9 protein-coding genes and 1 pseudogene are annotated in these 12,628 nt (G+C 69.3%); 6 read left to right on the top strand and 4 right to left on the bottom strand.

The features are described 5' to 3' along the window. Positions 1–125: 125 nt before the first annotated feature. From dnaK to clpB, 5 genes and pseudogenes are all read left to right on the top strand, one after another. Positions 126–1,994: a molecular chaperone DnaK gene (gene dnaK, locus ACTWQA_RS40450; RefSeq protein WP_305914379.1), complete on the top strand. Its 1,869-nt coding sequence runs from the start codon at positions 126–128 to the stop codon at positions 1,992–1,994. Then, a complete protein-coding gene (gene grpE / locus ACTWQA_RS40445; protein ID WP_443164197.1) occupies positions 1,994–2,617 on the top strand; it encodes a nucleotide exchange factor GrpE in 624 nt (207 codons plus the stop codon). The genes dnaK and grpE overlap by 1 nt, the downstream gene beginning before the upstream one ends. A 20-nt stretch (positions 2,618–2,637) precedes the next feature. Then, the gene (dnaJ, locus tag ACTWQA_RS40440) at positions 2,638–3,810 is read left to right on the top strand and encodes a molecular chaperone DnaJ (protein ID WP_443164196.1); all 1,173 of its coding nucleotides are present in this window, start codon (positions 2,638–2,640) and stop codon (positions 3,808–3,810) included. A gap of 3 nt (positions 3,811–3,813) precedes the next feature. Further along, positions 3,814–4,137, top strand: a pseudogene (locus ACTWQA_RS40435) (heat shock protein transcriptional repressor HspR); the annotation flags it as partial. Positions 4,138–4,169: 32 nt separating this feature from the next. Next, a complete protein-coding gene (gene clpB / locus ACTWQA_RS40430) occupies positions 4,170–6,743 on the top strand; it encodes an ATP-dependent chaperone ClpB (RefSeq protein WP_443164195.1) in 2,574 nt (857 codons plus the stop codon). 1,161 nt (positions 6,744–7,904) lie between these two features. Here clpB and ACTWQA_RS40425 read toward each other — a convergent pair. Beyond that, positions 7,905–8,435: a hypothetical protein gene (locus ACTWQA_RS40425; RefSeq protein ID WP_305914374.1), complete on the bottom strand. Its 531-nt coding sequence runs from the start codon at positions 8,433–8,435 to the stop codon at positions 7,905–7,907. A 172-nt stretch (positions 8,436–8,607) separates the two neighbouring features. Between ACTWQA_RS40425 and ACTWQA_RS40420 the strand changes: the two genes are divergently transcribed. Further along, a complete protein-coding gene (locus ACTWQA_RS40420) occupies positions 8,608–8,970 on the top strand; it encodes a hypothetical protein (protein WP_443164194.1) in 363 nt (120 codons plus the stop codon). On the opposite strand, the gene ACTWQA_RS40415 is transcribed toward ACTWQA_RS40420, so the two are convergent. The 3 genes from ACTWQA_RS40415 to ACTWQA_RS40405 all read right to left on the bottom strand — a co-directional run bounded on the left by ACTWQA_RS40415 (position 8,940) and on the right by ACTWQA_RS40405 (position 12,482). Further along, complete coding sequence (locus ACTWQA_RS40415) at positions 8,940–9,584, bottom strand: TetR family transcriptional regulator (RefSeq protein WP_443164193.1); 645 nt, start codon at positions 9,582–9,584, stop codon at positions 8,940–8,942. The two genes, ACTWQA_RS40420 and ACTWQA_RS40415, sit on opposite strands and share 31 nt — an antisense overlap. 74 nt (positions 9,585–9,658) lie before the next feature. Continuing rightward, positions 9,659–11,350 (bottom strand): SDR family oxidoreductase, encoded by a 1,692-nt coding sequence (locus ACTWQA_RS40410; protein WP_443164192.1) that lies wholly within the window; start codon positions 11,348–11,350, stop codon positions 9,659–9,661. Between the two features lie 40 nt (positions 11,351–11,390). Further along, complete coding sequence (locus ACTWQA_RS40405) at positions 11,391–12,482, bottom strand: CapA family protein (RefSeq protein WP_443164191.1); 1,092 nt, start codon at positions 12,480–12,482, stop codon at positions 11,391–11,393. Positions 12,483–12,628 lie beyond the last annotated feature (146 nt).

Below are 12,628 nucleotides of genomic sequence, written 5' to 3'. Positions count from 1 at the left end.
GCAGAATCTGGAATACAGCGACGCTCATAAGGGTTGAGTCGAGTAGGCTCAAGTCGTTTGACAAAGACGACAGGCATCCGTAACTTGAGTCCGACCGACTCAACTTTGACTACAAGGACGTACTCATGGCACGTGCGGTAGGTATCGACCTTGGGACGACCAACTCCGTCGTCTCGATCCTCGAGGGCGGTGAGCCCACCGTCATCGCCAACGCGCAGGGCTCGCGGACCACGCCGTCCGTGGTCGCCTTCGCGAAGAACGGCGAGGTCCTGGTCGGTGAGGTCGCCAAGCGGCAGGCCGTCACCAATGTGGACCGGACGATCCGCTCGGTCAAGCGGGAGATGGGCACCAACTGGTCCAAGGAGATCGACGGCAAGAAGTTCTCCCCGCAGCAGATCAGCGCCTTCGTGCTGCAGAAGCTGAAGCAGGACGCGGAGGCCTACCTCGGTGAGAAGATCACCGACGCGGTGGTCACCGTCCCGGCCTACTTCAACGACGCCCAGCGCCAGGCCACCAAGGAGGCCGGCACGGTCGCGGGCCTCAACGTGCTCCGCATCATCAACGAGCCCACCGCGGCGGCCCTCGCCTACGGGCTCGACAAGGAGCAGGACCAGACCATCCTGGTCTTCGACCTCGGTGGCGGCACCTTCGACGTGTCGCTGCTCGACGTCGGCCAGGAGGACGGCCACGGCTTCGTCGAGGTCAAGGCCACCTCCGGTGACAACCACCTCGGTGGTGACGACTGGGACCAGCGCGTCGTGGACGAGCTCGTCAAGCGTTTCCAGAACGCGCACGGCGTCGACCTGGCCAAGGACAAGATGGCGCTCCAGCGCCTGCGCGAGGCCGCCGAGAAGGCGAAGATCGAGCTGTCCAGCCAGTCCGAGACCAACATCAACCTGCCCTACATCACGGCGTCGTCCGAGGGCCCGCTGCACCTGGACGAAAAGCTCACGCGCAGCGAGTTCCAGCGGCTGACGGCCGACCTGCTCGAGCGGACCAAGGGCCCGTTCCACCAGGTCATCAAGGACGCCGGCATCAAGGTCGCCGACATCGCGCACGTGGTGCTCGTCGGCGGCTCGACCCGCATGCCCGCCGTGACCGAGCTGGTCAAGGAGCTGACCGGCGGCAAGGAGCCCAACAAGGGCGTCAACCCGGACGAGGTCGTCGCCATCGGCGCCGCCCTGCAGGCCGGTGTGCTCAAGGGTGAGGTCAAGGACGTCCTGCTGCTCGACGTGACCCCGCTGTCGCTGGGCATCGAGACCAAGGGCGGGATCTTCACCAAGATCATCGAGCGCAACACGACGATCCCGACGAAGCGCTCCGAGGTCTTCACCACGGCCGAGGACAACCAGCCGTCGGTGCAGATCCAGGTCTTCCAGGGCGAGCGCGAGATCGCCGCGTACAACAAGAAGCTCGCCACGTTCGAGCTGACCGGCATCGCGCCGGCGCCGCGCGGCATCCCGCAGATCGAGGTCACCTTCGACATCGACGCCAACGGCATCGTCAACGTCGGCGCCAAGGACCTGGGCACGGGCAAGGAGCAGTCGATGACGATCACCGGCGGCTCCGCGCTGCCGAAGGACGACATCGAGCGCATGATGCGCGAGGCGGAGTCGTACGCCGAGGAGGACAAGAAGCGCCGCGAGGAGGCCGAGGTCCGCAACAACGCGGACGGTCTGGCCTACCAGACGGAGAAGTTCCTCCGCGAGAACGACGACAAGGTCCCCGGCGACATCAAGACCGAGGTCAACGACGCCCTGGCCGAGCTGAAGAAGGCCCTGGAGGGCACGGACACCGACGTCATCCGCACCTCGGCCGAGAAGCTCGCCACCGTGAGCCAGAAGATGGGTTCGGCGATCTACGCCGCGAGCCAGGGCCAGCAGGCCGGTGGCGAGGGCGCCCCGCAGGACGCCTCCGCCGGTGATGGCCAGAAGGCCGACGAGGACGTGGTCGAGGCCGAGATCGTCGACGACGAGCCGAAGAAGGACAAGTGATGCCGGCGCGTGAAAACGGGCATGAGGAGCCAGTGATCCGCGACAAGCGCAAGATCGACCCGGAGACGGGACAGGTCAGGGAGACCGCCGCCGCCGCCGACCAGGCGACCGGGCAGCCGTTCGCCGAGGCGCCGGCTGCGGCCTCCCCCGACGGCGAGCTGGCCGCCCAGCTCGCCGAGCGGACCGCCGACCTGCAGCGACTTCAGGCCGAATACGTGAACTACCGCAGGCGGGTCGAGCGCGACCGGGCCGCGGTCAGGGAGCAGGCGGTCGCGGGTGCGCTGGTGGAGCTCCTGCCCGTGCTCGACGACATCGGCAGGGCCCGCGACCACGGTGAGCTCACCGGGGGCTTCGCGAAGGTGGCGGAGTCGCTGGAGGCGGCCCTCACCAAGCTGGGCCTCACCTCCTTCGGACAGAAGGGCGAGCCCTTCGACCCGACTGTCCACGAGGCGCTGATGCACAGCTACTCCCCGGACGTGACCGAGCCGACCGCGATCGAAGTGCTGCAGCCTGGATACCGCATGGGTGACAGGGTGCTCCGCCCGGCGCGCGTGGCCGTGGCCGAGCCCGAAGACGCGCCCGCGGCGCCCAATGGCGACGCACAATCCGAAGAAGACAACTGATCGAGGACGAAGGGCCCTAGATGAGCACCAAGGACTACTTGGAGAAGGACTACTACGCCGTCCTTGGTGTGCCCAAGACCGCCACCGCCGATGAGATCAAAAAGGCGTACCGCAAGCTCGCCAGGCAATACCACCCCGACAGCAACCAGGGCGACGCGACCAAAGAGGCCAAGTTCAAGGAGGTCTCGGAGGCTTACGACGTCCTATCCGACAGCAAGCGCCGCAAGGAATACGACGAGGCGCGCACGCTGTTCGGCTCCGGGCTGGGCGGCCAGCGGGCCGGCGGTGGCGGTTTCCCGTTCGACTTCGGTGACCTGTTCGGCGGGACCGCACAGCAGGGCCACGGCGGCGCGGGTGAGCGGCTCGGCGACCTGTTCGGCGGGCTGTTCAACCGCGGTGGCTCGACCCGCACCACCACGACGTCCAGGCCGCGCCGCGGCCAGGACGTCGAGTCCGAGGTCACGCTGACGTTCACCGAAGCGGTCGAGGGCACGACGGTGTCGCTCAGGCTGACCAGCTCGGCCGCGTGTGCCGCGTGCACCGGCACCGGCGCCAAGGCGGGCACGACCCCCAGGGTCTGTCCCACCTGTGAGGGCACCGGCGCGGCCAGCCGCAACCTGGGCAACTTCGCCTTCTCCGAGCCCTGCCGCGACTGCAAGGGCCGCGGCCTGATCGTGGACGACCCCTGCCCCGTGTGCGAGGGCAGTGGCCGCGCCAAGAGCACCCGCACCATCCAGGCCCGCATCCCCGCCGGCGTGGCCGACGGCCAGCGGGTCAAGCTCAAGGGCAAGGGCGCCCCGGGCGAGAACGGCGGCCCGGCCGGCGACCTCTACATCCAGACCAATGTGAAGCCGCACGCCGTGTTCGGCAGGTCGGGTGACAACCTGACCGTCACGGTGCCGGTGACGTTCACGGAGGCCGCGCTGGGCGCTGAGATCAAGGTGCCGATCCTCAAGGGCCTGCCGGTCACGCTGCGCATCCCCACGGGCACGCCCAACGGGCGTACGTTCCGGGTGCGTGGCAGGGGCGTGGCCCGCAAGGACGGCACGAAGGGCGACCTGCTCGCCACCGTCGAGGTGACCGTGCCGAAGACGCTCGACGACAAGTCGCGCGAGCTCCTGACCGAGTTCAACACCGCGACCGCGGGAGAGGACCCGCGCGCTGATCTCATTCAGCGAGCCAGAAGCGAGTAGCCGATGGACGCCAATTACTTCGACCTGTCAGACGACACACCCGTCTACGTGATCTCGGTGGCCGCGCAGCTGTCCGGGCTCCACCCGCAGACCCTGCGGCAGTACGACCGGCTGGGGCTGGTCAGCCCCGGCCGGACCGCCGGGCGCGGCCGCCTCTACTCCACAAGAGACATCATCCAGCTCCGCGAGGTGCAGCGGCTCTCCCAGGAGGAGGGCATCAACCTCGCGGGCATCAAGCGGATCCTCGAGCTCGAGAACGAATCGCTGCGGCTTCGTGAGGAGGTTCACCGCCTGCGTGCCGAGATGCGGATGGTCAGGGCGTTGATCCGCTATGAGCTGCCACCGGGGGCTTAGAAGGAATGGAATACAAGCTCACCCAGAAGAGCCAGGAAGCGCTCTCGGGGGCCATGCGGCGTGCCGCCGCTGAGGGCAACCCGGAGATCGCCCCGGCTCACCTGCTGACCACGCTGCTGTCGCAGACGGGCGGCACCGCCGTTCCGCTGCTCGAGGCCGTGGGCGCCGACTGGCGCACGCTGCGGGCGCGAGCCGAGGAGCTGCTCGCGGCGCTGCCGAAGGCGCAGGGCGCGACGGTCGGGGCGCCATCGAGCTCACGCCAGCTGCTCACCGTGATGAACACCGCGGCCCAGCACGCCAACCGCCTCGAGGACCTCTACGTCTCCACCGAGCACCTGCTCGTGGGCCTCGCCGCCGACGGCGGCCAGGCGGCCGAGCTGCTCAGGTCGCAGGGCGCGACGCCGCAGGCGCTGCTCGACGCGTTCGAGAAAGTACGCGGCCACGCCCGCGTCACCAGCGAAACCCCTGAAGACACCTACCAGGCACTGGAGAAGTACGGCGTCGACCTGACCGAGCGCGCCCGCGCCGGCAAGCTCGACCCGGTCATCGGCCGCGACAGCGAGATCCGCCGCGTGGTCCAGGTGCTCAGCCGGCGCACCAAGAACAACCCCGTGCTGATCGGCGAGCCCGGCGTCGGCAAGACCGCCGTCGTCGAGGGCCTGGCGCAGCGCATCGTGGCCGGCGACGTGCCCGAATCGCTGCGCAACAAGCGGCTCATCTCGCTCGACCTGGGCGCGATGGTGGCCGGCGCGAAATACCGCGGCGAGTTCGAGGAGCGGCTCAAGGCCGTGCTCTCCGAGATCAAGGAGAGCAACGGGCAGATCGTGACGTTCATCGACGAGCTGCACACCGTGGTCGGCGCGGGCGCCGCCGAGGGCGCCATGGACGCGGGCAACATGCTCAAGCCCATGCTGGCCCGGGGTGAGCTGCGCATGATCGGCGCGACCACGCTCGACGAATACCGCGAGCGCATCGAGAAGGACCCTGCGCTGGAGCGCCGCTTCCAGCAGGTCTACGTGGGCGAGCCCACGGTCGAGGACACGATCGCGATCCTGCGCGGGCTCAAGGGCCGCTACGAGGCCCACCACCAGGTGCAGATCGCCGACAGCGCGCTGGTGGCCGCCGCCGCGCTGTCCGACCGCTACATCACCAGCCGTTTCCTCCCCGACAAGGCCATCGACCTGGTCGACGAGGCCGCCTCGCGGCTGCGCATGGAGATCGACTCCCGTCCCGTGGAGATCGACCAGCTCCAGCGCAACGTCGACCGCATGAAGATGGAGGAGCTGGCCCTGTCCAAGGAGACCGACGAGGCCTCGGTGCAGCGCCTCGAGCGGCTCCGCAAGGAGCTGGCCGACCGCCAGGAGGAGCTCAACGCCCTCGTCGGCCGCTGGGAGCAGGAGAAGGCCGGGCTCAACAAGGTCGGCGAGCTGAAGAAGCAGCTCGACGAGGCCCGCGGCGCCGCCGAGCGGGCGCAGCGCGACGGCGACTTCGAGGCCGCCTCGCGGCTGATGTACGCCGAGGTGCCGCGGCTGGAGCAGGCGCTGCAGGCCGCCTCCGAGGCCGCGCCGCCGGACAACGCCATGGTCAAGGAGGAGGTCGGCGCCGACGACATCGCCGAGGTGATCTCGTCGTGGACCGGCATCCCCGCGGGGCGCCTGCTGGAGGCTGAGACGGCCAAGCTGCTGCGGATGGAGGATGAGCTGGGCAGGCGGCTCATCGGCCAGCAGCAGGCCGTACAGGCCGTCTCCGACGCCGTACGCCGCAGCCGGGCCGGCATCGCCGACCCCGACCGCCCGACGGGCTCGTTCCTCTTCCTCGGCCCGACCGGTGTGGGCAAGACGGAGCTGGCCAAGGCGCTGGCGGAGTTCCTGTTCGACGACGAGCGGGCCATGACCCGCATCGACATGAGCGAATACTCCGAGAAGCACAGCGTGGCCAGGCTCGTCGGCGCGCCGCCCGGTTACGTCGGCTATGAGGAGGGCGGTCAGCTGACCGAGGCCGTGCGGCGGCGCCCGTACACCGTCGTGCTGCTCGATGAGGTGGAGAAGGCCCACCCCGAGGTCTTCGACATCCTCCTCCAGGTGCTCGACGACGGGCGGCTGACCGACGGACAGGGCCGCACGGTCGACTTCCGCAACACGATCCTGATCCTCACCTCCAACATCGGCTCGCAGTTCCTCATCGACCCCAAACTGGAGAACGGCGCCAAGCGGGACGCCGTCATGGGGGCGGTGCGCACGTCCTTCAAGCCGGAGTTCCTCAACCGTCTCGACGACGTCATCCTGTTCGACGCGCTGGGCACGGAGGAGCTGGCGCAGATCGTCGACCTGCAGGTCGAGCGCCTGGCGCGGCGCCTGTCCGACCGCAGGCTGACGCTTGACGTCACGCCGGCGGCGCGCGAGTGGCTGGCCATGACCGGCTACGACCCGCTGTACGGCGCCCGCCCGCTGCGCCGCCTGGTCCAGTCCGCCATCGGCGACAAACTGGCCAAGTCCGTGCTGTCGGGTGAGGTCGTGGACGGCGACAAGGTCATCGTCGATCTCGGCGACGACGAGTTGCTCATCCAGCGAGCCGCCTGACCCCTGAGGGAGCCCGGAGATCCACCCGCGATCTCCGGGCTTCTGCGTGTCATGGCGCGGTCATCGGGGCCGCACCTTGGTAAGGCTCGGCTCAGTCTTCGGACAAGCCCCACTCGGGCCGCCTCCGCGGTGACTACGTTCGGCGTTCGTCAGATCACCGAAATCGATCAGGGGGCGTGCGGTGCCATCCCGGATGATCCGAAACATCGTCGCGGCGGCAGCCATTGTCGCGGGTGTCACCTGGCCCGTCGTGGGAGCCACGCAGGCGAAGACGTGTGGGAACACAGGGCCCGCCATGACGGCGTCCGACCGAAACTGTAGTGAGGGCCTGGCCGGTCCGGCGGCCGGGAACCCGGCGCCCGGCCTGGGCGACCTCGGCGGGAGCATGGCGACCTGGGCCATGCCCTCGCCGGCCGGCTCGCCCGGACTCTCTCCTGTGAGGACACGTCCGGCCGGGATGAAGGACCTGTCTACGGCAGCTCACATGCCCGCGCTGCCGCTCCTTCCCCTCGCCGGCCCGGCCGAGGGCATCAACCCAAGGTGAGTCTGCGGCCTCCCAGCCCCCTCGTCCGGGCGCGGACCGTGCCTGCCGCGCCCGGCGCCCCCTAGCCGAAGGGGCCGCGTCCATCCAGCGTCGCGGCCCCTTCGGCCCCCCTGCACCCCGGCCAGACGGCGGCCCGCCCCCTCGGGCGCCTCACAGGCCCGGGTCGGGGGACTCGCCCTCGTGGGCGGCACTCACCTTCAACGCACCGAGCGCCCCGCAGCAGATCCCCATGAGAGGGCGGGCGCCCAAAGGCGGACTGGTCTCCCGGCGCCTGCCAGCCCGACGGGCTGTGTGCCGGGGCCTGTGTGCCAGCCCAACGGCCCGTGTGCCAGCCCAACGGCCCGTGTGCCAGCCCAACGGCCCGTGTGCCAGCCCAACGCCCTGTCACCCCGGCGGGGCGCGCCGCGCGCGACCGGGACCGCCGCGCAAGGCGAACGTGCCGATGGGGTGCCCAACGCCGACGAGGGCCCGATTCGTAGACACGACGCGCGCGCCGCCGATGGGCTGGAGCGGGACGTCACACCAGTCCCATACGGCGCAAGTGCCCCTTCGAGGTGCATGCTGACATGGACAGGCGTGCGCGCACACGCCGGCTGCCGGGCGGCCGGGCCGCGGCGTCAGTGGACGAGTGCGTCCAGTTCGTCCTCGGGCAGTCCCAGATCGACCCTGATCCGGTAGCGCGTACGCAACGCCGCCACATGCTCAGGATCGCTCTCGTCGGACCCCAGCGCGGCCTGGGTGGCCCACTCGAGCCCGCCCTGCAGATCCCCGTACGCCACCAGCGTCTCGGCGATCGTGTGTGCGGTTGCCGTGGAAACGCCGCCCTCGGCGCGTATCCTCTCGATGACCTCCCTTGCCTCATCGGCCCTGTCGAGCTCGAAGAGCGTGTCGGCGATTCCGGCACGCGGGTCGAAACCCGCATCGCCACCATCCTCGACCGCGCGCTGGAAACACTCCATCGCGCGCACGGGCTGGCCCGCCGCTCGCCACTCCTCGGCGGCAAGGACAAGGATGGACGCCCTGGAGACGTCGCCGGAGGAGTAGTCGAGCGCGACGTCGTAAAGCCGACTGGCCAGGGAACTGTGGTCGTCGGCCAGCAGGGCCTGCTCAAGCAGACGATCAAGGTGCTCACGGGTCACATGCGCCACACCGCGAGACTACCGAGCCACCCGCGGCTTTGCCCGGTCAATGCACATCGCCGGTCCGTGTGAAATTCGGTAACGTCTCGTCAAACCATGCTTACAGTGCGCGTGTATATGCAGGTAGCAGGGCATATATCGGTTGCTTTGCGCCTTGCGAGCGGAAGGGGCTGTGATGGGCATGTCCAAGCAGATGACCTTCGCGCTGGCCTGTACGGTCGTACTGTCGGCTCTCATTCCGGGCGTGGCCGGCTACCTGTCGGCCCGGCTGGAGGCCATCGAGGCCGCGGAACGTAACCTGCGGGCCCTGGAGGCCAGGCTGGATCTCCGTGAGGCCCGGGACGCGCGCCCGGTGGCGTTCCCCGGGCCGTGCGTGCGCACGCCTCCCACGCCCCGGTTCCAGGAGGTTCCCGCGACCGCGCTCCGTCATCACGCGCATTGGTCCGGTGAGGTGCCGGACTGGCTGCCCGGGCTGCTGAAGGAGGTCGCGGACGCCATTTCCGCGGCGAGGCCCTATGACGGTGGCGACCAGGAATTGAGCTGACGCGACAGGAAGCCGCGGATCAACTGCTTGGCGGCATCGATGATCTCGGGAGCGCCGTCGGGATCGCGGCGGAAGGCCAGCTTCAGCACGGCGTCCCCGGCCTCGACGGCCACCAGCACGGCCAGGTCCAGCTCCGGGCTGTCGGCCAGCCCGAACTCCTTCAGGAACAGCCCGCGCAGCCGTCCCGCGATCACCGTGTTGTTGTCGGAGTCGGAGTCGAGCATGTTGAGGTCGACGGCGTCACCGAAGTGCAGGCTCTTGAAGCCGGCGACGGTCCTGTGCATGTCGACGTATTCGTCGATGATCGCGTCGACCGCCTCCCACCAGCCGCGATGGTCCTCCTCCAGGAACCGGCGGTCCACCCTGCGGACGAACTCCTCGACGTTGCGCCGGGTGACCTCTTGGGTGATGGCCCGCTTGTCGGGAAAGAACTGGTAGACCGATCCGATCGCCACGTCCGCCCGCTCGGCTATGCGGGTGGTGGACAGGGCCTCGTATCCGGTCTCGTCGAGCAGCTCGGCACAGGCGTCGAGCATGCGCTCGACCCGCCGCGCGCTGCGGCGCTGTGCGGGCTGCCGCCTCAGAGTTTGGGGCTGGGCACAATCGTCATCCATCTGCGGCGAAGACACGGATTCATCTTCTCCCCTACGGGCGATCGTTACCTGCAAATTTATGGATTTCTTGCGGCTCAACCGAGCCGCGCAAGCCGACGCATCATCCGCGGCGAAATCCTGGACAGCACGTAGCCTATTTTGCCTTCCAGATTGACCGGCACGACCGCCTGATTCCGGTGTACGGCCCGCAGAATGTGGGCGGCCACCCGCTCGGGCGGGTACCGGCGCCGCGCCAGCCCGCGTACGGCCTCCTCGCGCAGGTCCCGCCCCACGTACGTGGCATGCTGCGCCAGCGGCGTGGACACGAAGCCGGGGCAGATGGCGCTGACGCCGATCCCATGCCCGGAGAGTTCGGCTCTCAGGCAGTCGCTGAGCATCTTCACGGCCGCCTTCGAGACCGAGTACGCGGGCAACATCCTGGACGGCGCGAACGCGGCCAAGGAGGCGACGTTGACGATGTGCCCGCCCTGGCCGCGCTCCACCATGGCGGCGCCGAACAGCCGACAGCCATGCACGACGCCCCAGAGATTGACGTCAATCGTTCTGCGCCAGTCGTCAACGGTGTGATCGAGAATAGGCCCGGCCACGGCGATCCCGGCATTGTTGACCACAATGTCCGGCACCCCAAATTTAGTGAGAATATTTCGCGAAAAGTCCTCCATCTGATCGATATTCGCGACATCTACCTGCATGGCCCACGCCGTGCCCCCGAGGTCCTTGACGATCCCGCGCGCGGCCCGTGCGGCGGCGTCGGCGTCGATGTCCACGCAGACCACCTCGCCCCCATGGGCGGCGAACGCCCGTGCCGTGGCCAGCCCGATCCCCGACCCCGCGCCGGTGACCACCACCAACCGGTCCCCGAACGCCCCGCGGCGCGCGCCCGCCCGCGCCCGCCGCAACTCCCTGGACGCCGGGGCGCCGTCCACATGGGCGGCGAACTCGGCGATCATCCCGGCGACGAGGCCGGGGTGACTGCGCTGCGCCCAGTGGCCGGCCGCGATCTCCCGATGCCACAACCTGGGCACCCACTGCCCGATCGAGGCCAGCAGCGCCGGGGTCACGTACCTGTCGTGGGCGGCCTCGATGAGCTGCACGGGAACGTCTCCGACGGCCGGGCTGAGATCGGGGTCCGCGAGCGTGCCGGTCATGTTCCGCCGGTAGAGCCACAGCCCGTTGCGCCCGTCCCTGACCAGCGTCTCGGCGGGATGCCCGGCCCGCGCCGCGACCCCCTCGCCGAAGCCCCGCGCGATCAGCCGGGGCAGGATCGAGCCCCACACGAGCTCCGGCACCACGGGGACCAGGAACCCGCCGATGTACCAGGACTTGACCAACTGCGCGGCGACCTCGCGCCGCCTGCCGTGCCGCAGGAAGTGCGCCGCCTGCCGCAACCCCGGCCCGCCGACACTGGTGAACGAGGCCACCCGCTCCAGCACCCTGGGCCGTCCCACCGCTTCCCATCCCTGCAGGGACCCCCAGTCGTGCCCGACGAGATGCACGCGGGGTTTCCCCACGGCGTCGAGCACGGCGGACAGATCGTCCATCAGCCGGTCGAACCCGTAGTCGCGGCGGTCGCGCGGCTCGGTGGACGCCCCGGCCCCGCGTACGTCGTACCGCACCACGTGGAAGCGGTCGCGCAACAGCGCGACCACCTCGTCCCAGACCCGATGCGTGTCCGGGTAGCCGTGCAGGAGCAGCAGCGTGGGACGGGCCGGGTCGCCGTCCTCGAAGACCGCCAGCCGCACGTCACCGGACTCGACCCACCGCATCGCGACCTCCTATTGGACGTGATGTCCAAATATAGATCGGTCAGGGCCGCGCGGCCAGCCCGGGCCGTGCGGCCAGCCCGGTGCAGGAACGCAGCGCCTTCCAGTCCGCCACCGCCTGGGTCCTGGCGGCGCCGGTCATCGGGACCGGGACACCGCTCTGGATGGTGGCCGGCGTCCAGCGGTCTTTCAGCACCTTTCGCCCGTTGATCGTCAACGTCAACACCCCGGTCCTGCCGGTGGTCGCCGGGTTGGAGTTGTAGAAGGCGAAGTTGCCCATGCCGTAGTTGACGTACGCCTTACCGAGATATCCGGACCCGAGCAGGATGTGCGCGTGCCCGCCGACGATCACGTCCGCACCGGCCTTGACCAGCTTGGGGGCGAGCGAGAGCTGAGCCGGGTTCGGGCACTTCTGCATCTCGGTGCCCCAGTGCAGATGGACGATCACCGTGTCGGAGTTCTTGCGCGCCTGCCGCACCGCACTCAGCAGGCTCACCTCGTCCTTGGCCGAGGCCAGCCCGCCCTGGTCGGCCGTGGCCGTCCACGACTGGATGAACTCGGCGTCCAGCACCTGCGTGGCCCCGATGATCGCGACTCGGTTGCCGTTCACGGTCTTCCTGAACGGCTTGTAGGCCTCCGCCGCGTTCTTCCCGATCCCCACCACGGGATACTTGCTGCGCTTGATCGCCGCCAGCGAGTCAGCCAGCCCGCTCTCCATGTAGTCCATGCCGTGGTTGTTCGCCATGGACACGACGTCCACTCCCGCGGCCTTCAACGCGGTGAACGCCGTCGCGGGCGCCCGGAAGGTGAACTGCTTGCCGGGCGCGGGTGTCCCCCCGGTGGTGATGGCCGTCTCCAGGTTCACCATCGCCAAGTCGGCCTGGCGCAGCACGCCGGCGATGGGCCCGAGCGCGGTGCGCGGGTTCGACAACCTGGGCCGCAACATCCCTTCGAAGTGCACGTCCCCACCGAAGGAGATCGTGTACGGCCGCCGCTCAGGCGTCGGCTCCTCCTCCGGCGTGGCGGCCGCCTGCTGGTCGACCTGCTTGCTCTGCAACTCCTGCTCAGGCGCCGATGAGCAGGCGGCAAGCGAGACGACGACGGCGAACAACGGGAGGGCACGGGGGAGTCTCATCTGCCGCCATTTCCGCTCGAATCCTGACTTTCAGGGATCGAGCATGCCATGCAGGGCAGATTACCGGGCAGACCCCATCAATTTACTCATTGCGGACCTGGTCGCCGCATCCAGTCGGCCGCGTCCCGCCTGGCCCACAACAGCGG

Source organism: Nonomuraea sp. 10N515B, from assembly GCF_052245915.1.
GTDB lineage: Bacteria > Actinomycetota > Actinomycetes > Streptosporangiales > Streptosporangiaceae > Nonomuraea.
Note: the sequence above shows the minus strand (reverse complement) of the source record. Positions and strands in the feature narration are given on the sequence as shown.

Bases quoted from the DNA above. Each gene is read 5' to 3' on its own strand.
- dnaJ (WP_443164196.1), top strand. From the start codon at position 2,638: ATGAGCACCAAGGACTACTTGGAGAAGGACTACTACGCCGTCCTTGGT.
- grpE (WP_443164197.1), top strand. From the start codon at position 1,994: ATGCCGGCGCGTGAAAACGGGCATGAGGAGCCAGTGATCCGCGACAAG.
- dnaK (WP_305914379.1), top strand. From the start codon at position 126: ATGGCACGTGCGGTAGGTATCGACCTTGGGACGACCAACTCCGTCGTC.
- ACTWQA_RS40420 (WP_443164194.1), top strand. From the start codon at position 8,608: ATGTCCAAGCAGATGACCTTCGCGCTGGCCTGTACGGTCGTACTGTCG.
- clpB (WP_443164195.1), top strand. From the start codon at position 4,170: ATGGAATACAAGCTCACCCAGAAGAGCCAGGAAGCGCTCTCGGGGGCC.
- ACTWQA_RS40410 (WP_443164192.1), bottom strand. From the start codon at position 11,350: ATGCGGTGGGTCGAGTCCGGTGACGTGCGGCTGGCGGTCTTCGAGGAC.
- ACTWQA_RS40405 (WP_443164191.1), bottom strand. From the start codon at position 12,482: ATGAGACTCCCCCGTGCCCTCCCGTTGTTCGCCGTCGTCGTCTCGCTT.
- ACTWQA_RS40415 (WP_443164193.1), bottom strand. From the start codon at position 9,584: ATGGATGACGATTGTGCCCAGCCCCAAACTCTGAGGCGGCAGCCCGCA.